23 protein-coding genes are annotated in these 26,303 nt (G+C 44.9%); 17 read left to right on the top strand and 6 right to left on the bottom strand.

Annotation, left to right across the window (positions count from 1 at the left end):
* Positions 1 to 16 precede the first annotated feature (16 nt).
* The 6 genes from ZMTM_RS12205 (at position 17) to hemB (ending at position 6,752) form a co-directional block, all read left to right on the top strand.
* Positions 17 to 2,602 carry an EAL domain-containing protein gene (locus ZMTM_RS12205; protein WP_221764104.1) on the top strand — a complete coding sequence of 862 codons (2,586 nt, stop codon included), beginning with the start codon at positions 17 to 19 and terminating at the stop codon, positions 2,600 to 2,602.
* A 246-nt stretch (positions 2,603 to 2,848) separates the two neighbouring features.
* Entirely contained in the window at positions 2,849 to 3,415 is a 567-nt protein-coding gene (locus ZMTM_RS12200; RefSeq protein ID WP_221764103.1) for an anthranilate synthase component II, read from the top strand.
* Positions 3,416 to 4,438 (top strand): anthranilate phosphoribosyltransferase, encoded by a 1,023-nt coding sequence (gene trpD, locus ZMTM_RS12195; protein ID WP_221764102.1) that lies wholly within the window; start codon positions 3,416 to 3,418, stop codon positions 4,436 to 4,438.
* The gene (locus tag ZMTM_RS12190; RefSeq protein WP_221764101.1) at positions 4,438 to 4,917 is read left to right on the top strand and encodes a DUF3465 domain-containing protein; all 480 of its coding nucleotides are present in this window, start codon (positions 4,438 to 4,440) and stop codon (positions 4,915 to 4,917) included. Before trpD ends, ZMTM_RS12190 begins: the two co-directional genes overlap by 1 nt.
* Positions 4,918 to 4,946: 29 nt before the next feature.
* Positions 4,947 to 5,741: an indole-3-glycerol phosphate synthase TrpC gene (trpC, locus tag ZMTM_RS12185; protein WP_221764100.1), complete on the top strand. Its 795-nt coding sequence runs from the start codon at positions 4,947 to 4,949 to the stop codon at positions 5,739 to 5,741.
* 12 nt (positions 5,742 to 5,753) lie between these two features.
* Positions 5,754 to 6,752, top strand: a complete 999-nt coding sequence (gene hemB, locus ZMTM_RS12180; RefSeq protein ID WP_221764099.1) for a porphobilinogen synthase — start codon at positions 5,754 to 5,756, stop codon at positions 6,750 to 6,752.
* A gap of 10 nt (positions 6,753 to 6,762) precedes the next feature.
* Here the strand turns inward: hemB and ZMTM_RS12175 are convergent, their stop codons facing one another.
* Together ZMTM_RS12175 and ZMTM_RS12170 are read right to left on the bottom strand one after the other, a co-directional pair.
* Positions 6,763 to 7,476: a hypothetical protein gene (locus ZMTM_RS12175; RefSeq protein ID WP_221764098.1), complete on the bottom strand. Its 714-nt coding sequence runs from the start codon at positions 7,474 to 7,476 to the stop codon at positions 6,763 to 6,765.
* A gap of 61 nt (positions 7,477 to 7,537) precedes the next feature.
* Entirely contained in the window at positions 7,538 to 9,892 is a 2,355-nt protein-coding gene (locus tag ZMTM_RS12170; RefSeq protein ID WP_221764097.1) for a penicillin-binding protein 1A, read from the bottom strand.
* A 178-nt stretch (positions 9,893 to 10,070) separates the two neighbouring features.
* Between ZMTM_RS12170 and ZMTM_RS12165 the strand changes: the two genes are divergently transcribed.
* From ZMTM_RS12165 to ZMTM_RS12120, 10 genes are all read left to right on the top strand, one after another.
* Positions 10,071 to 11,141 carry a pilus assembly protein PilM gene (locus ZMTM_RS12165; RefSeq protein ID WP_221764096.1) on the top strand — a complete coding sequence of 357 codons (1,071 nt, stop codon included), beginning with the start codon at positions 10,071 to 10,073 and terminating at the stop codon, positions 11,139 to 11,141.
* Positions 11,141 to 11,725, top strand: a complete 585-nt coding sequence (locus ZMTM_RS12160) for a PilN domain-containing protein (RefSeq protein WP_221764095.1) — start codon at positions 11,141 to 11,143, stop codon at positions 11,723 to 11,725. Before ZMTM_RS12165 ends, ZMTM_RS12160 begins: the two co-directional genes overlap by 1 nt.
* Complete coding sequence (pilO, locus tag ZMTM_RS12155) at positions 11,722 to 12,345, top strand: type IV pilus inner membrane component PilO (protein ID WP_221764094.1); 624 nt, start codon at positions 11,722 to 11,724, stop codon at positions 12,343 to 12,345. The genes ZMTM_RS12160 and pilO overlap by 4 nt, the downstream gene beginning before the upstream one ends.
* 12 nt (positions 12,346 to 12,357) lie before the next feature.
* Positions 12,358 to 12,903, top strand: a complete 546-nt coding sequence (locus ZMTM_RS12150) for a pilus assembly protein PilP (protein WP_221764093.1) — start codon at positions 12,358 to 12,360, stop codon at positions 12,901 to 12,903.
* Between the two features lie 11 nt (positions 12,904 to 12,914).
* The gene (gene pilQ / locus ZMTM_RS12145) at positions 12,915 to 15,017 is read left to right on the top strand and encodes a type IV pilus secretin PilQ (protein ID WP_221764092.1); all 2,103 of its coding nucleotides are present in this window, start codon (positions 12,915 to 12,917) and stop codon (positions 15,015 to 15,017) included.
* A 64-nt stretch (positions 15,018 to 15,081) separates the two neighbouring features.
* Positions 15,082 to 15,591 (top strand): shikimate kinase, encoded by a 510-nt coding sequence (locus ZMTM_RS12140; RefSeq protein WP_221764091.1) that lies wholly within the window; start codon positions 15,082 to 15,084, stop codon positions 15,589 to 15,591.
* The gene (gene aroB, locus ZMTM_RS12135; RefSeq protein WP_221764090.1) at positions 15,588 to 16,670 is read left to right on the top strand and encodes a 3-dehydroquinate synthase; all 1,083 of its coding nucleotides are present in this window, start codon (positions 15,588 to 15,590) and stop codon (positions 16,668 to 16,670) included. Before ZMTM_RS12140 ends, aroB begins: the two co-directional genes overlap by 4 nt.
* Before the next feature lie 29 nt (positions 16,671 to 16,699).
* Positions 16,700 to 17,827: a deoxyguanosinetriphosphate triphosphohydrolase gene (locus ZMTM_RS12130; protein WP_221764089.1), complete on the top strand. Its 1,128-nt coding sequence runs from the start codon at positions 16,700 to 16,702 to the stop codon at positions 17,825 to 17,827.
* Positions 17,828 to 18,194: 367 nt separating this feature from the next.
* A complete protein-coding gene (locus tag ZMTM_RS12125) occupies positions 18,195 to 19,412 on the top strand; it encodes a porin (RefSeq protein WP_221764088.1) in 1,218 nt (405 codons plus the stop codon).
* Between the two features lie 333 nt (positions 19,413 to 19,745).
* On the top strand, positions 19,746 to 20,885 hold the full coding sequence (locus ZMTM_RS12120; protein WP_221764087.1) for a tetratricopeptide repeat protein: 1,140 nt from the start codon (positions 19,746 to 19,748) through the stop codon (positions 20,883 to 20,885).
* A gap of 23 nt (positions 20,886 to 20,908) precedes the next feature.
* Here ZMTM_RS12120 and ntrC read toward each other — a convergent pair whose 3' ends face one another.
* The 4 genes from ntrC to glnA all read right to left on the bottom strand — a co-directional run bounded on the left by ntrC (position 20,909) and on the right by glnA (position 25,531).
* Positions 20,909 to 22,297: a nitrogen regulation protein NR(I) gene (gene ntrC / locus ZMTM_RS12115; protein WP_221764086.1), complete on the bottom strand. Its 1,389-nt coding sequence runs from the start codon at positions 22,295 to 22,297 to the stop codon at positions 20,909 to 20,911.
* Positions 22,298 to 22,335: 38 nt separating this feature from the next.
* Positions 22,336 to 23,418, bottom strand: a complete 1,083-nt coding sequence (glnL, locus tag ZMTM_RS12110; protein WP_221764085.1) for a nitrogen regulation protein NR(II) — start codon at positions 23,416 to 23,418, stop codon at positions 22,336 to 22,338.
* Positions 23,419 to 23,457: 39 nt separating this feature from the next.
* A complete protein-coding gene (locus tag ZMTM_RS12105; protein WP_221764084.1) occupies positions 23,458 to 23,964 on the bottom strand; it encodes a DUF4124 domain-containing protein in 507 nt (168 codons plus the stop codon).
* Positions 23,965 to 24,121: 157 nt separating this feature from the next.
* Positions 24,122 to 25,531, bottom strand: a complete 1,410-nt coding sequence (gene glnA, locus ZMTM_RS12100; protein ID WP_221764083.1) for a type I glutamate--ammonia ligase — start codon at positions 25,529 to 25,531, stop codon at positions 24,122 to 24,124.
* A 301-nt stretch (positions 25,532 to 25,832) separates the two neighbouring features.
* Here glnA and ZMTM_RS12095 point away from each other — a divergent pair, with 301 nt between their 5' ends.
* The gene (locus tag ZMTM_RS12095; protein ID WP_221764082.1) at positions 25,833 to 26,288 is read left to right on the top strand and encodes a rhodanese-like domain-containing protein; all 456 of its coding nucleotides are present in this window, start codon (positions 25,833 to 25,835) and stop codon (positions 26,286 to 26,288) included.
* Positions 26,289 to 26,303 lie beyond the last annotated feature (15 nt).

Here is a 26,303-nt window from a genome sequence, read left to right as displayed (position 1 = left end):
AGGCGAAATGGCTTTAATGAACCAATTGGTACTGCGCCGTCTGCTCATCATCGTAGCTGTTTACTTCATTACGGGTAAAGCTGGTTTATTACTCCCGAGTATTGCGCCTAATGTCACCTTAATCTGGTTGCCAAGTGGTATTGCTGTGGCTGTGTTGATGCGTTGGGGTTATCAATGCTGGCCTGCCATTATGGTTGGCGCATTTCTGGTGGATGGCAGCCAATCAGCATTTGCACACCCTTGGGCCTATGTCAGTATTGCCGTGGGCAGTACGTTATCTCCCTTTATCACAACTTGGATACTCAAGTACTTTAAATTCTCAGGCAAGCTAAGCCATATCAAAGATATTGCCTTGATGGCTTTTGCAGGGCTGGCCGGCACTTTAGTCGCGGCAACTATCGGTGTGGCAAGTCTGGTATCTGCTGGAATATTTCCTCAAGAGAGCGCTTCCCAGAATTGGTTAGTATGGTGGGCTGGCGACACGATGGGTGTATTGCTGGTACTGCCCACGTTGCTAAATTTCTCCAAAAATAAACTCAATCAGCTATGGCGAGAGCGTGGAAAATTCATACTCTCGGCTGTGCTCACTTTTCTGCTGCAACTTGTTATTTTTAAGTTCGTGCCTACGGTGTCAGCGCAGTTCATGTTGCTCGCTTTCTTGGTACTACCAATGGTGATGTGGGTCACGATGCGGTTTGGCTTGATGGGTGCAAGCATCCTTGTGCTTGGCATTTCCATTATCGCCATCAGCACTGCGGCCAATTCCAGCGGTCCTTTTTCGCATGCGAACCCGCATCAGACAGCGATTGAGCTTTGGGTCTTTATGAGCACTTTATCGCTGGTGGTGCTCATGATTTCTGCGCTACGCGCAGAGTGGGATGCCATCGAGCAAGCCATGCTCAGCAGTGAAATTAAGCTAAGAGCGGTGATTGATGGGGCGCTGGATGCCATTGTCACAATAGATGAAAACGGGCATTTGCAGGAGTTCAACCCCGCAGCTGAACGTATCTTTGGATATACACGTGACCAGGTGATTGGCCGGCCACTTGCCGAAGTGATGATCCCTCCTGCCCAGCGACATGCACACGCAGTAGGGCACCAGAAATTTATCGCTACTGGGCAAAAATCTATTTTCAATAAACGCCTGGAAATGAATGCTATGCGTGCAGATGGTAGTGAGTTCCCCGTCGAGCTCACCATTACTTCTGTGGATAACATTGGTTTGCCGTTGGTCACAGGCTTTATCCGCGACATCACCGAGCGAAAACAGGCTGAGCAGGAAATTCGCAGCCTTGCCTTTTTTGACGCATTAACGGGCCTGCCTAATCGTCGATTATTGCAAGACAGGCTAGAGCAGGCGCTCATCAGCAGCAGCCGATCATTACAGTATGGTGCGGTTATTTTCATCGATCTGGATAATTTCAAGGCGCTCAACGACACTCGCGGCCATGCGCTTGGCGATCTGTTACTCATTCAGATTGCAGCGCGCTTGAGTGAATGTGTGCGTGCCGATGATACTGTGGCGCGTTTGGGTGGTGATGAGTTTGTATTGGTGCTGGAAAATCTCAGCGAGGATTTAACGCAATCCATTGCGCAGACAAAACAGCTTGCAGAGAAAATACAAGTCGCCATCAACCAGCCCTATTATTTACAAGAGATTGAACATCACCATACTTCCAGTATCGGTATCTGCCTGTTTCAAGGGGTGGAGCAGGCAGCGCAAGAATTATTGAAGCGCTCCGATACTGCGATGTACCAAGCAAAAAGCCGTGGACGTAATACTTTTGTATTTTTTGATCCACAGATGCAGGCCGCGCTGGAAAAACGTAGCCGTATTGAAGCTGAAATGCGCAAGGCATTGGTTCAAAACGAGTTTGAGGTCTACTACCAGCCGCAAGTAGATGAGCAGTCTAAAATCTTCGGTGCTGAATTGCTCATCCGCTGGCTACAGCCAGAGCATGGGCTGGTGATGCCGATGGAGTTTATCCCACTGGCGGAAGAAACTGGCCTGATTATCCCTATCGGTCATTGGGTGCTACGGCAAGCCTGTGAACAGCTCAGGGTTTGGCAGAGCCGACCAGAAAAACAACATATCATGCTCTCGGTAAATGTGAGCGCGGTGCAATTCCGTCAAGCTGGGTTCGTTGACGAAGTGGCTAGCTTATTGGTGGAAACGGGCGTATCGCCCTCTTTACTCAAGCTAGAGCTCACCGAAAGTACCGTGCTCGATAATATCGATGATACCGTTCGCAAAATGGTTGCGCTTCGAGCGATTGGTGTCCGCCTGTCTATGGATGACTTCGGTACTGGCTACTCGTCACTTGCCTACTTGAAACAATTGCCATTTACCCAAGTAAAAATAGATAAATCATTTGTAAACGATATTGTGGAGGATGCTAATGATGCTGCGATTGTTCAGGCCATCGTCGCTATCAGTAAAAGCTTGGGGATTAATGTGATTGCCGAAGGCGTCGAAACCAAGGCTCAACTTGAATTGTTGATGCAATTCGGTTGTTCTAAATTTCAAGGATATTATTTTGCTAAACCTGCGCCACTGGATGCGTTTGAACAGTTTTTTCATAAGACTAATCAAGCTGAGTAATGATGGCTTGTCAACTACCACGCCAAATCTGTTTTTAACTTGCTCAACAAGATGTAAAATAAGCTACATGCAACATTCCAACTTCCAGCGATGGCGTATTTTCAATCAAGGCGCAATGCTGCTGATTAATTCAGCTTGGCATTTGACCTGCTCCAAAGAAATTTAAAATCATTCTGGCAGTCACAACAACCTGCACAAGCTTGTATGCCAGAAACCAAGACTAAATAAGATACCGCTAGGATTATTATGTTGCTGATGATTGATAACTACGACTCCTTCACCTATAACTTGGTGCAATACCTCGGTGAGTTGGGTCAAGACGTAGAGGTTTACCGTAACGACGAGATTGATTTGGCCAAAGTGGCCGAATTAAACCCGCGCCATATTGTGATTTCCCCCGGCCCTTGCACGCCAAACGAAGCGGGTATTTCCGTGCCACTGATTAACGAGTTTGCTGGCAAGATTCCTTTGCTCGGTGTTTGTCTCGGCCATCAAAGTATCGGCCAGGCATTCGGCGGCAAGATCGTACATGCCAAGCAATTGATGCATGGCAAAACGTCGCAGATTCACCACAGTAACGTGGGGGTATTCAAAGACTTACCTAACCCCTACACCGCCACGCGCTACCACTCATTGGTGATTGAGCGTGAAAGCATCCCGGATTGCCTTGAGATTACGGCTTGGACGGAAGACGGCGAGATCATGGGCGTGCGTCATAAAACGCTAGCAATTGAAGGTGTGCAATTCCATCCAGAATCCATTTTGACGGAATATGGTCACGAGCTCCTTGAGAATTTTATCAAGGCTTATTAAATGGAAATGACTGCCAAAGCTGCGTTACACCAGCTGATCCAGCACCAGAATTTTAGCCATGAACAAATGCTCAGCATCATGCGGCAAGTAATGGCAGGTGAATACACGCCCGCGCAAATTGCAGGTTTACTGATGGGCTTGCGCGTTAAAGTGGAAACGGTGGATGAAATTGCTGCTGCAGCGCAAGTCATGCGCGAGCTTTCGACCAAAGTGCAGGTGGTTGATGATGTTCACTTGATTGATACCTGCGGTACAGGCGGTGCAGCGCACAAAGCGTTTAATGTTTCTACCTGCTGTGCCTTTGTGGCCGCAGGCGCGGGTGCCAGAATTGCCAAACATGGCAATCGTGCGGCTTCGTCAAAAACAGGTAGTGCAGATGTGCTTGAGGCGCTCGGCGTCAATATTCAACTGACCCCAGAACAAGTTGCAAAGTGTATTGACGAGATTGGCATTGGCTTCATGTTTGCGCCTAACCACCATAGCGCGATGAAATATGCCGGACCTGTCAGAAAAGAACTGGGTGTGCGTACTCTATTTAACCTGCTTGGCCCGCTGACCAACCCTGCGGGCGCTAAAAGGCAGGTGATGGGCGTGTTCCACAAAGATCTAGTGCCATTGCTGGCACAAACTTTAAAGCGTCTTGGCAGCGAACATGTGATGGTCGTACACAGCGCCGATGATATGGATGAAATCTCTTTTTCTGGCGACACTTATGTGGCTGAACTGAAAAATGGCACCGTGTCTGAATACACCTTGAACCCAAAGCAGTTCGGCATGGCGATACATGCTTTAGATAGCATTCATGTAGAAAGCGCCGAAGAGTCCAGACAAGTGATATTGCGTGTATTAAATGGTGAGCAGGGCGCTGCGCGGGATATTGTGTTGTTGAACGCAGGGGCTGCGATATATGTGTCAGGGGTTGCCGATAGTTTAGAAGTGGGTATTCAAAAAGCGGCTGATTCTATTGATTCAGGCGTTGCCCTGGCTAAGCTGAATAGCTTAATTGAAGTGAGTCATCGTTAATGCTTAAAGTATTGCTGGTTGTCGTTATTGGTATTGTTTACACCATATTTAATGTTGGTTTTTCTGACGGTATTGATGGCAAAAAATCCCAGGCACAGCTTTCAGGGTTTACTGAAAAAGTAGTGCCTGTCGCAGGTTTTTCTGCGGCGGACGTAGCGATACAGCAGTCATTTGATAGCCACACCCCTCATGCGCAAGTGCAATCAACGGGTCAAATTATCAAACTTCTTTCGGATGATAACGATGGCACGCGGCATCAACGGTTTATCATCCGATTAAATAATGGTTTAACGCTGCTCATTGCGCACAACATTGATATTGCACCAAAAATTCCCAACCTGACGGTGGGTGATATGATTGCGTTCAATGGTCAATATGAGTGGAATGATAAAGGTGGCGTGGTGCACTGGACGCATCATGACCCACAAGGTCACCATGTTGCTGGTTGGTTGAATTACCAAGGGCATCAATATCAATAGCTTTAATTGATACCAATAAAGATAAAACAATGTCAGATATTCTAAACAAGATACTTAATGTAAAGCAGGCTGAAGTTCGCGCCGCGATGGCTGAAAAGCCGTTGATTTTGATGCAGCAAGCGGCATTGGCTGCGCAAAAACCACGGGATTTTATTGGCAGCATCCGCAATAAGATTAGCGCTGGTCAGGCTGCTGTGATTGCTGAAATCAAGAAAGCCAGCCCCTCAAAAGGCGTGATACGTGAAGATTTCCATCCAGCAGACATCGCTGCAAGCTATGAAAAAGGTGGGGCAGCCTGTTTATCTGTACTGACGGATCAAGACTTTTTCCAAGGCCATGCTGATTATTTGAAGCAGGCGCGCGCTGCTTGTAATATCCCTGTGCTGCGCAAAGATTTCATGATTGAGGCTTACCAAGTCTATGAAGCTCGAGCAATGGGCGCTGACTGTATTTTATTGATTGCCGCTGCGCTTGATTTGCCGCGTATGCATCAACTAGAAACCATCGCGCATGATCTTGGTATGGCCGTATTGGTGGAAGTGCATAATGCGGAAGAGCTGGAGCTCGCACTGCAATTAGAGACACCATTATTGGGTATCAACAACCGCAATCTGCGTACGTTTGAAGTGACGTTGGATACTACGCTTGATTTGCTAGCGAAGATTCCAGTAGGGAAAATCGTGGTCACAGAATCTGGCATTTTCACCCCAGATGATGTTGCACTGATGCGTAAGAATAATGTACATACTTTCTTGGTGGGTGAGGCGTTTATGCGGCAGCCCGACCCAGGCTTTGAACTTAACCGTTTATTCAATATTGATTAAATAAAAGTCATTATGACAATAGCAAAATTCCCATCTAGCAGACCACGTCGCATGCGGCGTGATGAGTTCTCGCGCCGTCTGATGAGTGAGCATGTACTCACTACTAACGACCTTATTTATCCAGTATTTGTGCTGGATGGCGAAAACAAAACTGAAGCCGTTCCTTCTATGCCTGGCGTGCAGCGCCAGACCATCGACATTCTGCTAAAAACTGCAGCCGAATGCGTCAAATTAGGTATACCTGCGCTGGCACTATTTCCAGTGGTGGGGCAGTCATTCAAAAGTCTGGACGCAAGTGAGGCTTACAATCCAGAAGGCCTAGTACCGCGAACAATCAAAGCTCTAAAACAGGCATTCCCTGAGCTTGGCATTATTACTGACGTGGCGCTTGACCCCTACACGACACATGGCCAAGATGGCTTGATTGATGATACTGGCTATGTGCTGAACGATGAAACTGTCGCCGTGCTGGTGAAGCAAGCGCTCTGCCACGCAAAAGCAGGCGCGGATATCGTCGCACCATCCGACATGATGGATGGACGCATCGGTGCTATCCGACGAGCGCTTGAATCCGAAGGTTTGATCTATACCAAAATACTGGCATATTCAGCCAAGTATGCCTCTGCTTACTATGGGCCGTTCCGCGATGCTGTTGGCTCCTCCGCTAATTTAGGCAAAAGCAATAAATACAATTACCAGATGGACCCTGCCAATTCAGACGAGGCGCTGCAAGAAGTCGCGCTGGATATTGAAGAGGGCGCGGATATGGTTATGGTGAAGCCTGGCATGCCGTATCTTGATATTGTCCGTCGCGTAAAAGATACGTTTAAAGTGCCCACTTATGCCTATCAAGTCAGTGGCGAATACGCCATGCTAAAAGCCGCTGCGCAGAACGGCTGGCTGGATGAAAAGCAGTGTGTGTTAGAGGCGATGCTGGGGTTTAAGCGCGCTGGCGCCGATGGTATTTTGACTTACTATGCGATGGATATTGCACGCTGGTTAAAGGATTAGTTGGCGGTTTTCACTCAGTCCTGAGTGAATTGCTTTCCACGTTATTAGTCGTTGTCTTGCTGGATTGAATCAGGTTCTTGAGTTCACTCGCATTGACCTTGGCCGCATTAGTACCATTCACTGGGCTCTTGGTCGGTGTACGCATATCATCAAACTCAAAAATGCTGAGTTTAATCAGTCCATTCGGGCCCTCCAAGGTAAATACTGGTACTTTTCTTCGATCTGAAGTTTTTCTGTCTGCCGCTCTTCTTTCATTGCTATTTTTATTATTATTTGGTCGGCTGTTACTGATGCGGTAGGACTTTTCATCGGTTTCATAGGGTATCTGCTGGTTGAGCAAGAATATCTCAACATCTTTCAGGCTTTCAGCAAACAAATGAATGTGTGTTTCGGCATAGCGCCCAGCGGTGCCATCGAGTACGGAGCCTGTGAGATGAGGGTTGAAGCGCTCTAATAGCTGCATGACTGTCAGCGCATCAGCACGTAATTGCCGTAAGGCTTCAGGCTGCTCTTCACTGTTGTAAATCTCATGGAAAATCTTGATTTCCTCTTCGATTTCCGCATTGGTGGGTAGGCAGCTACTATCTATGATGCCTAATTGGCGGCCAGCCTTGCGCTTGGCATAAGCGTAATCAGAAACGCCATCTTCAGCCATCATGCGCGCGGCTTGTTGTGCAACCAGTTGCCTGAGATTATGTTGTCTATCAGCCATCTCTTTTGCCATCTAAGCGCCATGTTCGGCATTAAGTGCACACTAACAATCAGCAATATGCTGATTGTTAAATTTAGTATAGTTGATCTGCCTTAGTTTTTTCTACTTCTTCACCTGCCCTAGATGCAGGCGGAAAGCCTGGAATCAGCGTTGGTTCTGGCTCGTTATCTGGCGGTGGGAACTCATGATAGAAGTATTCAAAAATCCCAGGCGCATTGTCATCTACACGGGTTCCAGTTACTGCATCAATTTTGATTGAGCTAATGCCTTCAGGGACTGGGTAAGGGTTATCTGGCAAGCCTTTGAGCGCAACGGCCATGTAGTTGATCCAGATTGGCAATGCAGCTTGAGCACCAGTTTCTGCGTTACCCAATGTGCGTGGATGATCAAATCCCATCCAGGTAATCGCCACTTGATTCGGGTTAAACCCAGCAAACCAGGCATCTACTTGATTGTTGGTTGTGCCAGTTTTGCCTGCAAGATCATTACGCCCCAGCTGTTTTGCCTTGGCCGCCGTGCCTATGCGTGCCACATCCTGCATGATGGAGGTCATCAGGTAGGCGTTGCGGCTATCAATGACGCGTGGTGCATCTTTACCCGCCTGTAAGAATTTGGTCTGTTCAATCACAGTACCTTTGCTATCCGTGATTTTGCTAATGAGATAAGGCTTCACACGAAAACCGCCATTCGCAAACACCGCATAAGCGCCTGCCATTTGCCAAGGCGTTGCCGAGCCCGCGCCCAATGCAATCGCCAGATAAGGCGGGTGATCTTTAGGCGAGAACCCAAAGCGCGTGATGTAATCTTGAACATATCCGACACCAATGGCTTGCAAGATACGTATAGACACCATATTCTTGGACTTGGTCAGCGCGGTGCGTAAGCGAATAGGGCCGTCGTATTTGTTGTCAAAATTCTTTGGCTCCCAAGATGAGCCGCTGCCTGTTTCTTCAGCGCTGATGCTGATAGGCGCGTCATCAATAATGCTGGCAGGCGTAAAGCCTTTTTCTAGCGAGGCTGAATAGATAAAAGGTTTAAAGCTTGAGCCGGGCTGGCGCCATGCCTGGGTGACATGGTTAAATTTATTACGGTTAAAATCGAAGCCACCCACCAATGCCCGCACCGCGCCCGTTTGTGGGTCTAGCGATACCAGCGCTGATTCAACCTGCGGCAACTGTACAATTTTCCATGCTTGGCCTGCCTTAATGATGCGCACGATAGCGCCAGGTTTGATGCTTCTTTTTTGTAGGTCTTTATCGTTTAGCGTTTTCTGTACAAACGATAAGCCATCACCCTGTATTTCGATGTTCTCACCAGATTTAGCATGCACATACACCGACTTCTCTGTGACTTTGGTGACGGCAGCAGGAACAAGTCCATTGAACTCGTCCAGTTCATCCAATGCATTATCTGCCCAGTTCAAGCCATCTTCTGTTGTTGATTGCGTTGGTGTAACCGTTTTCTCTGGTCCGCGATAACCATGGCGGCTGTCATAATCCATGATGCCTTGGAATACAGCTGCGTTTGCTGCTTCTTGGCTTGTTTTCTGAATCGTCGTATAGACTTTCAGGCCGCTACTGTAGATATCGTCTTTGTAACGGCTGTACATTTCTTGGCGTATAAGCTCAGCCACATAATCAGCAGAAAGGTCGCGATATTGTTTGGCTTGCCTGAACCTTAATGGCTCTTTTAGCGCTTCTTGATACGTATTTTCATCAATAAACCCATACTGATACATGCTGTGCAAAACTTCACGTTGCCGATTAATTGCCTTTTTGGGATTAACAAACGGGTTATATCCTGACGGTGCTTTAGGTAAGCCTGCCAATAGTGCTGTTTCCGCAAGATTGAGTTTATCAAGTGGTTTGCCAAAATATACCTGAGATGCTGCTGCAAAACCGAAGGCACGTTGGCCGAGGTAAATTTGGTTTATATAAACTTCTAGAATCTTATCTTTGCTGAGGCTTTTTTCAATTTTAATTGATAGCAGAGCTTCTCTTAGTTTTCTCGCTAAGGTTCTTTCGCTGGATAAAAAGAAGTTACGTGCAACCTGCATGGTGATCGTGCTTGCGCCTTCTTTGCCGCCACCAGAGAGATTGTTTACAGCAGCTCTGATAATACCTCTGACATCAATACCGCCGTGCTGATAGAAGCGTCTATCTTCAATTGCAAGTACGGCATTCTTCATGTTGGCAGGTACATCCTCGATTTTGATAAATGCGCGTCGCTCTTCACCAAACTCTGCTATCAGGGCGCCATCTTCAGAATAGACACGCAATGGCACCTTGGGTCGATAGTCGGTTAATACTTCGAGTGAGGGTAGCTCAGGGTAGATGAGGGCTGCGGCGAGGCCGATCAATGCAGTGCTTATAACGCCAAGCACTAATATGATGATGAGTAAGTATTGCCACCACTTTTTGAGGAACATGTTCGATAACTATTTAATTGAAAATCACAATGTGAATATACTATAAATGTGTCTCACTTTTGCCTTCAATTGGAATTAAAAATAGAATTTGCTTTACAGGGGTTAAAGTTGTTGCTAGCATTTAATGTAAATTATTAGTATTGTGCGTAACTACTCAATATAGAAAGAGAATTTCACTTTGAAATTTGATTTTTTTTCAGAAAAGACACCGCCACTCATTGGGGTAGATATTAGTTCTACTTCTATCAAGATGGTCGAGTTGTCACAGGGGAGCAAGGGTGCATATCACCTTGAGGGTTATGCTATTGCATCGCTTACTAAGGATGCAGTCGTTGACGGAAACATTGGCGAGCTTGACCAAGTCTCAGATGCGTTCAAACGAGCGTGGAAGCTATTAGGCTCTCGCGAGAAGCGTGTGGCGCTAGCGCTCCCTGCCGCCGCAGTCATTAGTAAAAAAGTCATCATGCAATCTGGCCTCCGCGAGCAGGACATGGAATTGCAAGTAGAGGCTGAAGCCAATCAATACATTCCGTTCTCGCTAGATGAAGTGAATATTGACTTCCAGGTCATCGGCCCGGCACCTAACAATCCTGACGAAGTTGAAGTGCTTATCGCCGCATCACGTAAAGAGAAAATCGAAGATCGTGTGGCAGCCGCCGAAGGTGCTGGCCTCAGAGTAACGGTCATGGATGTGGAAACTTACGCCACAGAAACAGCCTACACGCTGATCGCAGACCAGTTGCCAGATCATGGTAAAGGTCAAACAGTGATGATTCTGGATGTTGGTTCCTCACTCATCCATATCAATGTGATGCACGATAATGAGTCCGTCTATATACGTGAACAGGCATTTGGTGGCGGACAACTCACCCAAGAAATTCAGCGTCGATTTGGTTTAACCTTAGAAGAAGCGGAGATCGCTAAACGCAAAGGTGGCCTGCCAGATAGCTACGAGTCAGAGGTACTTCAGCCTTTTGTTCAGAACATGGCGCTTGAAGTAGCCCGCGCAGTTCAGTTTTTCACTAGCTCTACCCAATACAACCGCGTTGATCATATCATCTTGGCAGGCGGCTGTGCCGCCATCCCTGGAGTAGATGTCATCGTGCAAGAGCGTGTTCAGGTCAATACGCTGATAGCTAATCCATTCAGTAAAATGAGCTTGAATTCACGTATCAAACAACAACAAGTTTTTGCTGATGCACCATCGCTTTTAATAGCATGTGGTTTGGCCATGCGAGGAGTTGATTAATGGTACGGATTAATCTATTACCTCACAGACAGATTAAACGCGCAGAACGTCAGCGTGAATTTAATCTAATGCTTATTGGCACGCTGATGGTTGCTGCCGTTATCGTATTTATGGGTTATTCCTTTATTGATGCACAAGTCGAAGCGCAGCAAAGCAGAAATAAACGCCTAGATGAAGCCAATGCAAAGCTAGATAAAGAAATTGAATCTATTAAACAATTAAAAGGCCAGATTAGTGCTGTTCTTGAGCGTAAGAAGGTTGTAGAGGATTTGCAAACGAATCGTAGCCAAGCGGTGATCTTGCTTGATGAAATTGCCCGGCAATTACCAGAAGGATTGTTCTTAAAATCAATCAGGCAGCAAGGTTCGATGATTATGCTTGAGGGGCTCGCTGATACTAATGCACGAGTAGCAACTTTGGTACGAAATTTATCTCAATCTCAATGGTTGGAGTCCCCCAATCTTATAGAGATAAAGACGGTTTCTCTTGGGTCAGCCAAGCAAAACAACTTTACATTGAGCGTCTTAATCAAGCCCCCAACCCCAGCTTCGGATGATGGCAAATCTAAAGGGGCAAAACCATGAAGCTCGAAGACTTCAACCATATAGATTTTAAAACTGCTGGTACATTACCTTTACCAGTTAAGGGTGTATTGCTTGGAATTTTACTGATTACTCTGGTGGGCGTTGGTTACTACTTTGTATGGAGCCCTTTACTTGATGATCTAGCAACAGCCAAGGCTAAAGAGGCCGATTTGCGAGAGGTTTTTCTCAATAAAAAGCGACAGGCAATCAATCTTGACTCTTATAAACAGCAAATGGTTGATATTGAGAAAACTTTTGGTGTGTTGTTGAAACAATTACCTGATAAATCTCAAATGGATGGTTTGCTGACTGACATAAATCAGGCTGGCCTAGAGCGTGGTTTAGATTTTGAATTATTTAAGCCAGGACAAGAAACCTATAACGGTTTTTATGCGGAATTGCCAATTTATATAAAAGTGACTGGTACTTACTTTGATTTGGGTGCTTTCGCGAGTGATATTTCAAAACTCTCACGTATTGTTACACTGAACGATATATCAATTACTTCAAGCATAGGTAAGGATGGTAAAGAGTCTGGATTGGCTATTGAAGCAACAGCGAAAACTTATCGTTATCTTGATGCCTCAGAGATTTCGACTAAAAAAGGTACCAAGAAATAGAGGCCGATAATTATGACAATTCTCAATGATTACAATAAGAAATTAAATTTGTCAGCTGGATCAATGCTGATCACGGTATGTGTATTTTTGCTGATTTCATGCGGGTCAAATCAAGGCGATGACCTAGATCAGTTTATGAGTACCGCCGCTAATGATATGCAGCCTAAAATTGATCCCATTCCAGAAGTAAAGCCTTATACGGCAACAGAATTTAACGCTGATGGTCAACTAAATGATCCTTTTAAGGCTAGGAAAGCAAAAAATAGCTCAACGGGCGGGATACAGCCTAATTTGGTTAGGCCTAAAGAACCATTAGAGGCATATCCACTAGAAAGTCTTAAATATGTTGGTTTGCTGGCAAAACAGAAATTAACATATGCGCTAATTAAAACCCCAGACGGAAATATACAACAAGTCAAAATAGGTAATTATTTGGGACAGAACTTTGGAATAGTTACTGAGATCAGTGATAACGCTGTAATGATTAAAGAAATTGTTCAAGATGATTTGACGGGCGATTGGACAGATCGTACTTCAAGCATTAATTTGCAGGAATAAGGGTGAAAACAATGAGAAAAAAATATTTAAATACTTTTCTGTTTCAAATAATAATTGGCTTCTCAGCCCTTTATTTTGCTAGTGCAAATGCTGAGGATCAACCAGACTTGAGCAACAAGATTGAACAAGTGGATTTTTCAACTCTACCTGGTGGCAGAGTAGCTATTAAAATTAAAACTTCTCAAGCACTCAGTAATGTTCCTGCTGGTTTTACATTAACTAATCCACCACGAATTGCGCTTGATTTTCCAGGTGTTGCGAGTGGTCTTGCTAAAAACAACCTCAGTGCAGATCAAGGTGCGCTTAAGAGTATTAGTCTTGCGCAGGCTAAAGATAGAACGCGCATGGTGCTTAATTTATCCAAGTCTGTGGGCTACAGCACTAATGTAAGTGGTAATGAAACTACCATTGTTTTGCAGACAAACGAAATAACTGCTGATACGCCTGCTAATGTAACGCGTTTTGCAGAAGTAAAGGCTGGTGATGTCCCGCACATGCTAAATAATATCGATTTCATTCGTGGGAAAAATGGTGAAGGTCGGATTATGGTTGACTTATCAGATGCAGCTGCGGGTATTGATATTCGTCAGCAAGGTAAAACCATTGTAGTTGATTTTATTAATACTGATATACCTGCGAACTTGCAACGCAGACTTAACGTTATTAATTTCAATACGCCAGTTCTCTACGTGGATGCGATGAAACAAGGCAAAAATACGCGAATTGTGATTGAACCCCAAGGTAATTGGGAGCAATCAGCCTATCAAGCAGATAAAAAGTTTATTGTAGATGTAAGACCAATACCAGATGACCCCAATCGCCTCGTTCAAAATGGCAAGCCTGGATATGGCGGAGAAAAACTATCACTTAATTTTCAAAATATTGACATTCGTTCCGTATTGCAAGTTATTGCTGATTTCACAGGCCTCAATATAATTACAAGTGATACTGTTACAGGCAATCTGACTCTTCGTTTGAAAGATGTGCCTTGGGACCAAGCTTTGGATATTATTATGCAAAGCAAAGGGTTAACACAGCGCAAAACAGGTAACGTCGTTTTAATCGCTCCGTTGGATGAAGTAACTGCCAAAGAAAAATTGCAGTTAGAAGCTAATCAGCAAATCGATGATTTAGAACCATTGCGTACTGAAGTGTTCACGCTCAAATATATGAAAGCAGAATCTTTCAAGACTATTCTTACTGATGAAAATCAAAAAATACTATCGAAGCGCGGTAGCGCGGTAATGGATCCTCGTACAAATACAATGTTTGTACAAGACACAGCAAGGCATCTTGAGGAAGTACAACGAATCATCAACAAAATTGATATCCCAGTCAGACAGGTGATGATTGAATCTAGGTTGGTGATTGCAGATGAGAAATTTGGTAAAACTCTTGGTGCCAGATTTGGTATACAGAAAGGAACTTCTACAGCGAACGGGGGTTACGGAATCAGCAGTACTGCTTCTGGTGCTGAGGGTCTTGCTACTGGGACCACAAATGTCAAGACTTCCACAGATGCATTAAATGTCAACCTACCTGTATCAGCAGCCTATGGTAGCTTAGGTTTTAGTCTATTTAGATTGCCTGCAAACTTTTTGCTTAACCTTGAGTTGTCTGCATTGGAAACTGATAACCGAGGAAAAATTGTTTCGAGTCCACGAGTGACTACAGGCAACCAGCAAGAAGCCATTATTGAGCAAGGTACGCAGATTCCATATATAACCCCTGCTTCGAGTGCAACTACGGTGCCAGCAGTAGCATTTAAGGATGCAGTTTTAAAGTTGACGGTTACGCCGCAAATTACACCAGACGACAAAATCAACATGAAGCTTGAGGTTAAAAAAGATCAAGTTGGGGTAATCTTTAATAGTGTTCCATCTATTGATACACAGCGTGTTAAAACCGAGGTTTTAGTTTCAAATGGTGAAACAGCAGTCTTGGGGGGGATATACCAACAAACTGAACGTATTGATATTGATAAAGTGCCTTTCTTTGGCAACATTCCATATCTTGGTAACCTGTTTAAAAGAACAACGCGCCAGAATGATAAAACAGAGTTGTTGATATTTATCACTCCTAGAATTCTTGATGATAATCTATCTGTTCGGTAGTCATATCTGACAGTTAAGCTGATATCACTTAAAATGCCTATCATGAACATGATGGGCATTTTTTATGGATGGCAATATAATTTTTGTAGGGTTAATGGGGGCAGGCAAAACAACAGTTGGACGCTTGCTTGCTAAGCATCTCAATAAATCGTTCTACGATACAGACCAAGAAATAGAGCGCAGAACTGGCGTTACCGTGCCATATATATTTGAGGTTGAGGGCGAGGCCGGGTTTCGTAAGCGTGAAAGCCAGATGATTCAAGAGTTAACAAATCTTGAGGATGTGGTACTTGCTACTGGCGGTGGTGCGGTGCTGTGTAAAGAAAACCGCGAAGTTATCAAAGGTGCTGGCACAGTGATCTATCTCAGGGCAAATGTCCATGAGTTGTGGTTAAGAACACGCAATGATAAAAATCGTCCCTTGTTGCAAAATAATAATCCGCGCGCCAAATTAGAAGAGCTGTTTGAGCAACGCGACCCATTGTATAGAGAAGTTGCGACTTATATTGTTGATACGGGCGGTCAGCCAGTAAGCAATATTCTGCACCATATAGAAGAACAGATTAACCAATGACACAAACACTACAAGTCTCTCTTGGCGATAGATCATATCCAATTCATATTGGGCAAGACTTGCTCAGTCGGGCAGATTTTATATTGCCGTATTTAAAATCCAAACAGGTAGCGATTGTTACTAATACGACAGTCGCGCCACTTTATCTCGAAAAATTGACCCAAACTTTAACGAGTGAGGGTGTATCAATTACCAATATCATATTGCCTGATGGAGAGCGTTTTAAAAATGCCGAGACGCTCAATACGATATACGATACTTTATTGCAGAACCGTTGCGAGCGTAATACAACACTGATTGCATTAGGTGGTGGCGTAATTGGCGACCTTACAGGATATGCAGCAGCGACCTATTTACGTGGGGTACCTTTTATACAAATCCCTACCACGCTATTGGCCCAAGTGGATTCATCCGTAGGTGGCAAAACTGGCATCAATCATCCGCTTGGCAAAAATATGATCGGTGCTTTTTACCAGCCACAAGTGGTACTTGCTGATATAGAAACCTTAAAAACTTTACCTACACGTGAACTATCCGCTGGTTTAGCCGAAGTGATCAAATATGGCTTAATTCGTGATTTGCCATTCTTTGAATGGCTAGAAAAAAATATGCCTGATTTGGTTAAGTTAGAGTCTGCAGCAATTGCTTATGCGGTTTATCGCTCATGTGAGAATAAGGCTGAAGTAGTGTCGGCAGACGAACGAGAAAGTGGCGAGCGTGCGCTATTGAATCTGGGCCATACTTTTGGTCATGCTATCGAAAACGCTATGGGTTATGGCGTTTGGCTGCATGGCGAAGCTGTTGCAGCAGGTACAGTATTAGCTGCCGATTTTTCACGCAGACTAGGTTGGTTAGATGCTGAACAATTTGCACGCATCAGCCAAATTTTAAAGGCTGCACTATTACCTGTAGATGCACCTGATTTAGGTGTTGATCGATACCTTGATCTTATGGGCTTAGATAAAAAGGTCGAGAATGGAAAAATTAGATTGGTATTACAACAAGGCATTGGTAAATCCGTGATTACTAGTGATTACGATACACAAAAATTACGCGACACCTTGTCATTAGCACCGTAAATCTTAAAATAATCATGATAGGTAATTCATTGAACCAACTAGCCCCGTATGCAGCTGATCCAGCACTTACCCTGGGGCGTAAGCACAAAGAGGCTCCACCACAAAGCCGCAATGAATTCCAGCGTGATCGTGACCGTATTATTCATTCAGCCGCATTCAGACGGCTAGAATACAAGACCCAGGTATTTGTGAACCATGAGGGTGATTTGTTCCGCACCCGGCTAACACATAGTTTGGAGGTGGCACAAATAGGCAGGACTATCGCCCGCACATTAGGCTTACATGAAGATTTAGTTGAGGCCATCTGCCTTGCTCATGATTTAGGGCACACACCATTTGGCCATGCGGGGCAAGATGCCCTGAATAAATGCATGCAAGATTTCGGTGGGTTTGAACATAACTTGCAATCTTTACGCGTAGTTGATCAACTGGAGCAGCATTACGCTGAGTTTGATGGTTTAAACCTTACGTTTGAACTGCGTGAAGGCATACTCAAGCACTGCTCAGTTAAAAATGCGCAATTGCTGGGTGATGTAGGCGAACGCTTCATCAATAAAACCCAACCTTCGCTTGAGGCGCAAGTTGCTAATCTCGCAGATGAAATTGCTTACAATAATCATGATGTGGACGACGGCCTGCGCTCAGGTTTGATTACGCTTGAGCAGTTAGAAGACGTCCCGCTGTTTGCCGACCAGCTTGCAGCTGTTAGAGAAAAATATCCGCAAGTAACTGATAGGCGCCTAATACACGAAACAGTGCGCCGAATGATCAATGCACTAGTTACAGACCTATGTAATACGAGTGCCAACAATATCGAAGCAGCAAGCCCGCAAACTATTGCAGAGGTGCGCAATCTGCCACAGCTCATGGCGTTCAGTACTGAGTTATACGAACAGCAACTCACGCTTAAGCGTTTTTTGCGTACCAAACTTTATCAGCATTACCGTGTTAACCGTATGAGCGCAAAAGCTAATCGCATTATCAAAGAGCTGTTCAATGCATTTGTTGAAGATATCAAGCTGATGCCAGATGATTTTCAATTGAAAGCAGTTGAAAATAAACCACGCGCCGTGGCCGACTATATTGCAGGGATGACAGATCGCTATGCCATACGCGAACACCAGCGTATTTATGCTGTGTCGGAGCGAGAGCTGTAGGCTAATTGTTACTGGTTATCTTGATGGTCTAAACATAAATAAACTGGTCACTCGGCCTTTTAATATTCTACGCAAGCCCAGTCATAGCAAGAGATATTGGCGTTTTTTTCTAGTTATTAACCTTTAAGTCTGTATGTAATTGTTAGCTTTACTGTTGTATATCTACAACAAAATAATTAAATGTTACAAATTATTACAGAAACCGTAAAGTTTGCTTGCAGGCAAACCACCGCTTTTGGCATACTCCATTTAGCTCTTCGTAAGAGGGGTTCGCGAATAGAAATTCGTCAGGTTCGCAAACTTAAAAAGTCAAATTTAGAGTGATGGATTTGACGATATTAATTAGAAATATTTAGGAGACTTTTAAATGAATAAGAAACTAAGTTTAGCGGTTGCTGGTGCTGTATTAGCATTCGGCGCTTCTGCTGCAAACGCTGGTATCATTATCCCTGCTGGTGACTGGACTGTTGATTTGGGCGGTAACGTGAACACCTACTACAACAATACAAATTACTCAGGTAATTTGTCTGGCAAAACCACTAACACAATCCAAACTGGTCTATTACCATCAGCACTGGGTATCGGTGCTAAGACCCGTCAAAATGATCTTGATATTGCTATTCAATTCACATTCTTTACAGGTACCGATTCCGGTAGTGGTCAAGCATTTGGTAACAACTCACTAAATATTCGTCAAGCTTACTTGAGCTTCGGTGATGCTAGCTGGGGTACGATTAAAGCTGGTCGTGACTTAGGCATATTCGGTTCTGATGCTATTCTTTCAGACATGACATTGCTTGGCGTTGGTGCTGGTGCTGGTGCTGGTGGCTCATCAACTTTGGGTCGTATTGGTTCAGGTTACATGTACGCTGACTGGAAAGGCCAAATCAGCTATGCATCACCTAACTGGAATGGCTTCAGCTTTGCTGCAGGTGCAACAGAAGGTTATAAAAACGGTGCTGACGCTTCAAACCACAACCTTGGTTTCGAAGGTAAGTTAAGCTATGACTTCGCTGCTACTGACGTAACTGGTAAAGTTTGGTTGAGTGGTATTACTGAAAAACATGAAGCTGGCGTAGTAACTACTGCTGCAGGCGTAGATGCTTTAGGTAACCCATTTGCTGCTGTTTCAACCAACGTTGATGGCTACACAACAACAGGTATTGATATCGGCGGTAAAGTATCAGCTTATGGCTTCGGCTTGGTTGGTTACTACTACGATGGTAAAGGCTTGTCTTCAGGTTCTTCAGTAACTGGTACAAACTTGGCTCTGAACGGCGGTACAAGTTTTGCTGGTACTACTAAAGGTGATGACAATGGTGGCTATGTACAAGCTACTTACACCATTCCTGGTGTTGGTACCAAGCTTGGCGCAAGCTGGGGTGAAAGCAAGACCGATCTGAAAGATGGCCGTGGTGAATTCACCAACAAGTCATGGATCGTTGGCGCTTACCATCCTTTGACCAAGAGTCTGAATCTGGTTGCTGAATACACAGACAACAAGATTGAAAACGACCGTGCTTTCGCTACCGATGGCGAAGGTAAGGCACGTACAATCTCACTTGGCGCGATCCTGTTCTACTAGTCTGATTTAGTAGTTGGTTCAAGCTTAAAACGGCACCTACGGGTGCCGTTTTTATTTCATTTTTACGAAAGCTACATATGAAATATTTATTGATATTCTTAATCCTCACCTTAACAGCATGCGCTCAATTGATGCATGGTGAAATGCAACCAGTCATTGTGAAAGATGCAAGCCAGAAGATTATGTATACGAGTTGTGGTGGTGCGGTTGAGGACTGGGCTAGTTGCTTCCATAAAGCATCCCAAGCATGCTCAGGTAATTACTCAGAGCTAAAAAAAGTAGAAGATAATAGAGGCACTAACCGCGAATTAACGTTTCAATGTAAATAATCCTATGGCCACTCGAAACGCAACACATAAAAACAAGCAAACTGCTGCATTGCAAGCTGCCTGGAATTTCTATCGATTTGGCCAAATAAGGGATGCAGAAGATATCTGCCACGAAGTCCTGCAATCAGACTCTCGCCAACCAGAAGCCTTGCATTTACTTGGAACGTTATCGCTCCATCATGGCAAGACAAAAGAAGCCGTTGAATTACTCTCTCTAGCCATAAAACTCAATCCAAGAAACCCCGAATCGTTTAGCAATCTGGGTCTGGCATATCATGAACAAGGCAAGCTGGATGAGGCCATCAAGAAATATCAGCAAGCCATTCGTTTGAAATCTGATTGCGCAGATGCGCACTATAACTTGCATGCCGCTGTATTAGATGCAGAGAACCCAGAACAAGCAATTACAAGTCTTAGAAAAGTATTAATAATCAATTCGAGAGATATAGACGCAATATTTATGGTTGGATTGCTGACTGATTATGCTGCGAATGATAAGGAGGTTAACTCATATTTAGAGCGTGCGAGGCAAGCTGGCATGCTTTACCAAGCCAGATACGATGCTTGGCAGTACATTAAATTGTCGAGTGAGTATCGATTGCCTATTATGGGTAGTGCTATCAATACATTCAAGTATGCGATGAAGCATGCATCTACTCAGGGATTGGTATTGGAATTCGGAGTGCGTTTTGGTAACTCAATTCATATGCTTGCCGATTTGGTGGATCAGCAAGTGCATGGATTTGATAGTTTTGAGGGTTTGCCCGATGAATGGCACCACGAACCCAAAGGTAGTTATACCACCAAGGGTGTGATTCCTGAGGTGCCTGAAAACGTGCACTTGCATGTGGGCTGGTTTGATAAAACCCTGCCGGAGTTTCTTGCGGAGCATACTGAGCCAGTCAGGCTGGTGAACGTAGATTGTGATATTTACAGCTCAACCAAGACTGTTTTGAATCTACTTGCGCCACGCATGCAAGTTGGTACAGTGATTATATTTGATGAATATATCGGTAACGCCCATTGGCGCGAAGACGAGTTCAAGGCTTTTCAGGAGGCAGTTGCTGTCTATGGCTGGAAGTACGAATATCTTTGCTTTAGTTTCTTTACCAAGCAAGTAGCAGTGAAACTCACTAGCATCTGACTAAGATGCTAGTGAGTCAGAGATTACTCTTCGATTCCCAATTCCTGTATTTTTCTCGTTAATGTATTACGTCCCATACCTAACTGAGTGGCAGCTTCTATGCGACGACCACCCGTATGAACTAGGGCCTTGCTGATGAGTATTTTTTCAAACTCTTTGGTACGAGTTTCCAGGATTTCTTGCTCACCACGATTGAGTGCATCCATCACTTCAGAGGCAAGTGCTTCTTGCCATGATGATGCGCTGAGTGGTTTGGACCCATCTTCTTTAAGCTCTGGTGGTAAATCGGCTACATCAATATTTTGGCCTGGTGCCATGACGGTGAGCCAATGGCATACGTTTTCAAGTTGACGTACATTACCACTCCAGCTCATGGTGGCTAGGTAACGCAATGCTGCGGCTGAAGGTTGTTTTGTTTCTACTCCTAGCTCGTGCGCGCTATGTTGGAGGAAGTGTTTGACCAGTAATGGTACGTCTTCACGTCGTTCACGTAGTGGAGGTAGGCGTAGGCGAATGACATTGAGTCTGTGGAATAAGTCTTCACGGAAGAGTCCTAGCTTGACGCGCTCTTCAAGGTCTTGATGGGTGGCGGCGATAATGCGTACGTTGACCTTAACAGGTTGATGGCCGCCGACCCGATAAAACTGACCGTCGCACAATACACGCAAAAGGCGGGTTTGCAAATCGGATGGCATATCACCGATTTCATCCAAGAATAGCGTGCCACCATCTGCTTGTTCAAAGCGGCCACGTCTTGCGGCTTGAGCACCCGTAAATGCGCCACGTTCGTGGCCAAATAATTCGGACTCCAGCAAATCTTTTGGGATAGCAGCAGTGTTGATGGCTATAAAAGTTTTATCAGCGCGCGGGCTATGCCTATGTAAGGCGCTGGCAACGAGTTCTTTGCCTGTACCAGATTCACCGTTGATTAATACAGTGGCGTGCGAACGGCTTAAACGACCAATCGCACGAAATACTTCTTGCATGGCAGGCGCTTGACCAATGATTTCTGGCGTTTCTTCCGTATCTACGGTTTCAGTCGCCTGACGCATGCTTTCCTCTACTGCGCGGCGAATAACATCGATTGCCTGATCAACATCGAAAGGTTTGGCCAAATATTCAAAAGCGCCACCTTGAAATGCGGCGACTGCGCTTTCTAGATCAGAATAGGCTGTCATGATGATTACTGGGGTTTCTGGCAGCCGTTCTTTCAGCACTTGCAGGAAATCTAGGCCAGAGCCATTTGGCATGCGGATGTCGCTGACGACTACTTGCGGCTCATCATGATTGAGTGCATTCAGCGCTTCTGGCACAGAGGCAAAGGTTTTGAACTGCATGTCTGTGCGTGCCAGTGCTTTTTCAAACACCCAGCGGATTGATTTGTCGTCGTCGATGATCCAGATTGATTTCATATTAAGCCTATTGTTTCAGTCTAATGTTGCAGTGTTGATTATTGCCTTACGATAAACCCTTTTAAGGCGGTTGTTTCGATGGGTAGCAGGATAGTAAAGTTGGTATTGCCCGGCTGGCTGATGCAGTCGATCATGCCATGATGTTGCGTAATAAATGTTTGTGCCAGAGTCAGTCCAAGCCCCGTACCGCCATCGCGTCCAGAAACTAATGGATAAAATATACGCTCACGAATATCTGCTGGTATGCCAGGGCCATTATCAATAATCTGTAGCTTGATGGCGACACGGTAGCGCTTTTTGGCTAGCGTGACTTGCCGCTCAGCACGTGTACGCAATATGACTTCACCTTGGCCTTGCATAGCTTGTACTGCATTGCGTGCAATGTTCAATACTGCCTGAATGAGTTTTTCACGGTCGCCGATCAACTCTGGTAGGCTGGTATCATAATCACGTCTTACCCTGATGCCTTTGGGCGATTCTGCAAGTAATAGGCTGCGCACGCGCTCCAATACTTCATGTACGTTGGTAGGTTCATATTTAGGCACGCGATGTGGCATGAGCAGTCTATCCATCAAAGATTGCAGGCGGTCAGCTTCTTTGATGATGACTTGCGTGTACTCACGCAGATTGACTTGCGGTAACTCATGTTCCAATAATTGCGCTGCGCCACGCAAGCCGCCTAATGGGTTGCGGATTTCATGTGCTAAGTTGCGCAGCAACTCCGCATTGGCTTGTTGTTGAATCAGCATCCGCTCTTCACGTGCAATGCGCAACTGTTGATCCATTTGCTGGAATTCTAATAAGAGGCATGTTGGAGCTAGGTCAACAGGGGTAACAGTACAGGTCACAGCAATCGAGTTCTGGCGGCTGGTCGTGATTAAAAACTCATGCTCGCGAAACGGACTGTTGTTAATGATGGCATTTTCAACGGCCGAGTGAAGAATTTCACAATCAGGAAATACCTGAGAGATATTGACATCAGTAATCTGCTTGGCGCTTACGGCAAACAATATTTCTGCTGCCGGATTTGCATACACTACTTTACGCTCGGTATCGATCAGGATAACCGCGGTAGCAAGATGTTCTAGGCCTGTGAATGAAGAAGGAATTTTATGATCCATTAAGCTGGATAAGCAAAAGCTAGGCCAGAGGTTATGTTGTTACTGGATGGAATTCAGTTCTTTTTGTAGCAGTTTTATGTTCTGCTGGTGAGTATTGATCTCATCTTGCTGGCGTTTCAGGTTGTCATCAAACTGTGCGATTTTGGCAGGCTCTTTAATGTTATTCGCTCTCATAAACACCGCGTTTTTACTATCTTGATCATAACTTTTTTGCACGTCAGCAAGCGCTTTTTTTTCTGTATCCAGCTCAGTTTGCAAAATGTCTTTGCGTTTATCATCCCGCTGGCTTTGGGTTTTTTTATCAATTCTGGGGAAGTTGATTGGCGTGGCGGTTTTGGTACCATTATTACTTATGCCAGAAGTAGCAACGGGCGAGCTATCATCGCGCATGATGAGCTTACAATTCTTATAAGCTATTTTGTTCTTTGAGTCAGCAAATGCAGTTTGGCCTTTATCATCTACGCAGCTATAAATGTCTGCATAGGCACTAGGTATATATATACATGCAGTGATCAATACTGAGAGGGCTGACAATGATTTTTTCATGTACTTTAGTTTAGTTGAGAACCAATATTGAGGCAACGTGATTGCGGACTAGTTCGTGGAATAGCAGGGACTTGAGCAGAATAATAAAAATAAAAAAGGCGGGTTACCCCGCCTTTTTTATTGCTGTTGTTAGCTAGTTGCTAAGTTGATTCAATGCTTAGCAGCTATAGTACAAACCGAACTCAACTGGGTGAGGTGTTTGACGAAGCTTGGTGACTTCTTCCATCTTCAATGTGATGTAAGCGTCAATCCAGTCTTCAGAGAACACACCGCCGCGGGTCAAGAACTCGCGGTCTTTATCCAGATATTCCAGCGCTTGCTCAAGTGAAGAACAAACGGTTGGAATCAATGCATCTTCTTCAGGTGGCAGATGGTACAAGTCTTTTGTTGCTGGCTCACCTGGGTGAATCTTGTTTTGTACGCCGTCAAGACCAGCCATTAACAAGGCACTGAAAGCCAAGTATGGGTTAGCAATCGGGTCTGGGAAGCGTGCTTCAACGCGACGTGCCTTATCAGAATGTACAAATGGAATACGGATAGCAGCAGAACGGTTTTTAGCAGAGTAAGCCAATTTAACTGGCGCTTCGTAATGTGGCACTAAGCGTTTGTATGAGTTTGTGCCTGGGTTGGTAATCGCGTTCAAAGCACGCGCATGTTTGATAATGCCGCCGATGTAGTACAGCGCGAAATCACTCAGTCCAGCATAGCCGCTACCTGCAAACAGGTTCTTGCCATCTTTCCATACAGATTGGTGAACGTGCATACCAGAACCGTTATCACCAAACATAGGCTTAGGCATAAAAGTCGCTGTTTTGCCGTAAGCGTGTGCTGTGTTCAGTACTACGTATTTCAGAATTTGTGTCCAGTCAGCGCGCTTGGTCAGTGTGCTGAATTGTGTACCGATTTCACATTGACCAGCAGTTGCAACTTCATGGTGATGCACTTCAACAGGCACGCCCATGGCTTCTAAAGTCAAGCTCATTGCAGAGCGGATATCTTGCAATGAATCGACTGGAGGCACTGGGAAATAACCGCCTTTGATACCTGGGCGATGGCCTGTATTGCCGCCTTCAAATTTATCAGCAGATGACCAAGCAGCTTCTTCTGAATTGATTTTTACACCACAGCCACTCATGTCAACCGACCAGTTGATAGAGTCAAAAATGAAGAACTCTGGTTCAGGGCCAAAGTAGGCAGTGTCACCTAAGCCACTTGATTTTAAGTAAGCTTCAGCACGTTTTGCCAAGCTACGTGGGTCACGGTCATAGCCTTTGCCGTCGGTTGGGTCAACCACGTCACAGGTTAAAATCAGGGTAGGCTCGTCCATGAATGGATCGATATTTGCAGTTTCTGCATCAGGCATCAGTTGCATGTCAGAGGCTTGAATGCCTTTCCAACCAGCAATCGATGAACCATCAAACGCATGGCCTTCGGTGAATTTGTCTTCATTAAACGCAGAAACAGGCACGGTTACATGTTGTTCTTTACCACGAGTATCGGTGAAACGGAAATCAACAAATTTAATGTCGTTTTCTTTTACCATTTTCATTACGTCGGCGACTGCCATTTGGTTCTCCTGAGTGCAGTTGGGTGGAAAAATATGTCATGTTTTACTAGCATTAAACATGCCATTCAAAAAAGCTGGATTTCTATTCTCACACAGTTATTTAGAAAAGAAAATATCATTCAACGCACAAATAAAGTGCTATCAATAAAGCATGCGCACTTAAAAGGTGCGTTCAGCTTAGCCTTGATGCAGGGGCTTGCAAATGTAGCTATACTCTAAGGCCATCAAGGTTATTTAATTAAGCTAACTGCCTGCTCTACCAATTAGTTTAACTTAAAAACAATAGTAATTCGGAGTCACCATGAAAACCTTAAGTAGCATTTTAGAAAAAGCCAAGCAACGTGCTGAAGAAAACAAATTACCTTACGCGGGCGCATTAACACCAAGTGAAGCGCAGGATGTATTGACGCTAACCTCTGCCGCAAAACTGGTCGATGTGCGTAGTCGTGCTGAGCTAGAGTTGGTAGGCAGAATCCCTGCTGCGGTAGCTATCGAATGGTCATTTTATCCAGGCTGGCAAGCTAATCCAGACTTTGCAACGCATCTTGAAATGCAGGTGGATAAAGAGTCACTAGTCATGTTCATATGCCGCACTGGTGGCCGCTCTCACAATGCTGCCGTGTTGGCCAATCAGCTAGGCTTTGCTGAAGCCTACAACGTACTTGAAGGTTTCGAAGGGGCTGCAGAACCCGAGACTAAGCAGCGCGGAAAGATCAATGGATGGAAAGTTGCCGAGCTGCCGTGGACACACGGTTAATGCTACTAGTTTGAT

It is taken from the genome of Methyloradius palustris (assembly GCF_019703875.1).
Taxonomy (GTDB): domain Bacteria; phylum Pseudomonadota; class Gammaproteobacteria; order Burkholderiales; family Methylophilaceae; genus Methyloradius; species Methyloradius palustris.
Note: the sequence above shows the minus strand (reverse complement) of the source record. Positions and strands in the feature narration are given on the sequence as shown.

What these genes read in the sequence shown, in the direction of transcription:
- ZMTM_RS12175 (WP_221764098.1), bottom strand. Translation starts at nt 7,476, where the DNA reads ATGGCAAAAGAGATGGCTGATAGACAACATAATCTCAGGCAACTGGTT.
- glnL (WP_221764085.1), bottom strand. Translation starts at nt 23,418, where the DNA reads ATGGATCATAAAATTCCTTCTTCATTCACAGGCCTAGAACATCTTGCT.
- ZMTM_RS12120 (WP_221764087.1), top strand. Translation starts at nt 19,746, where the DNA reads ATGGCCACTCGAAACGCAACACATAAAAACAAGCAAACTGCTGCATTG.
- ZMTM_RS12190 (WP_221764101.1), top strand. Translation starts at nt 4,438, where the DNA reads ATGCTTAAAGTATTGCTGGTTGTCGTTATTGGTATTGTTTACACCATA.
- ZMTM_RS12150 (WP_221764093.1), top strand. Translation starts at nt 12,358, where the DNA reads ATGACAATTCTCAATGATTACAATAAGAAATTAAATTTGTCAGCTGGA.
- ZMTM_RS12105 (WP_221764084.1), bottom strand. Translation starts at nt 23,964, where the DNA reads ATGAAAAAATCATTGTCAGCCCTCTCAGTATTGATCACTGCATGTATA.
- ZMTM_RS12200 (WP_221764103.1), top strand. Translation starts at nt 2,849, where the DNA reads ATGTTGCTGATGATTGATAACTACGACTCCTTCACCTATAACTTGGTG.
- pilO (WP_221764094.1), top strand. Translation starts at nt 11,722, where the DNA reads ATGAAGCTCGAAGACTTCAACCATATAGATTTTAAAACTGCTGGTACA.
- glnA (WP_221764083.1), bottom strand. Translation starts at nt 25,531, where the DNA reads ATGGCAGTCGCCGACGTAATGAAAATGGTAAAAGAAAACGACATTAAA.
- pilQ (WP_221764092.1), top strand. Translation starts at nt 12,915, where the DNA reads ATGAGAAAAAAATATTTAAATACTTTTCTGTTTCAAATAATAATTGGC.
- ZMTM_RS12160 (WP_221764095.1), top strand. Translation starts at nt 11,141, where the DNA reads ATGGTACGGATTAATCTATTACCTCACAGACAGATTAAACGCGCAGAA.
- ZMTM_RS12170 (WP_221764097.1), bottom strand. Translation starts at nt 9,892, where the DNA reads ATGTTCCTCAAAAAGTGGTGGCAATACTTACTCATCATCATATTAGTG.
- aroB (WP_221764090.1), top strand. Translation starts at nt 15,588, where the DNA reads ATGACACAAACACTACAAGTCTCTCTTGGCGATAGATCATATCCAATT.
- ZMTM_RS12095 (WP_221764082.1), top strand. Translation starts at nt 25,833, where the DNA reads ATGAAAACCTTAAGTAGCATTTTAGAAAAAGCCAAGCAACGTGCTGAA.
- ZMTM_RS12140 (WP_221764091.1), top strand. Translation starts at nt 15,082, where the DNA reads ATGGATGGCAATATAATTTTTGTAGGGTTAATGGGGGCAGGCAAAACA.
- ntrC (WP_221764086.1), bottom strand. Translation starts at nt 22,297, where the DNA reads ATGAAATCAATCTGGATCATCGACGACGACAAATCAATCCGCTGGGTG.
- hemB (WP_221764099.1), top strand. Translation starts at nt 5,754, where the DNA reads ATGACAATAGCAAAATTCCCATCTAGCAGACCACGTCGCATGCGGCGT.
- ZMTM_RS12125 (WP_221764088.1), top strand. Translation starts at nt 18,195, where the DNA reads ATGAATAAGAAACTAAGTTTAGCGGTTGCTGGTGCTGTATTAGCATTC.
- trpD (WP_221764102.1), top strand. Translation starts at nt 3,416, where the DNA reads ATGGAAATGACTGCCAAAGCTGCGTTACACCAGCTGATCCAGCACCAG.
- trpC (WP_221764100.1), top strand. Translation starts at nt 4,947, where the DNA reads ATGTCAGATATTCTAAACAAGATACTTAATGTAAAGCAGGCTGAAGTT.
- ZMTM_RS12205 (WP_221764104.1), top strand. Translation starts at nt 17, where the DNA reads ATGAACCAATTGGTACTGCGCCGTCTGCTCATCATCGTAGCTGTTTAC.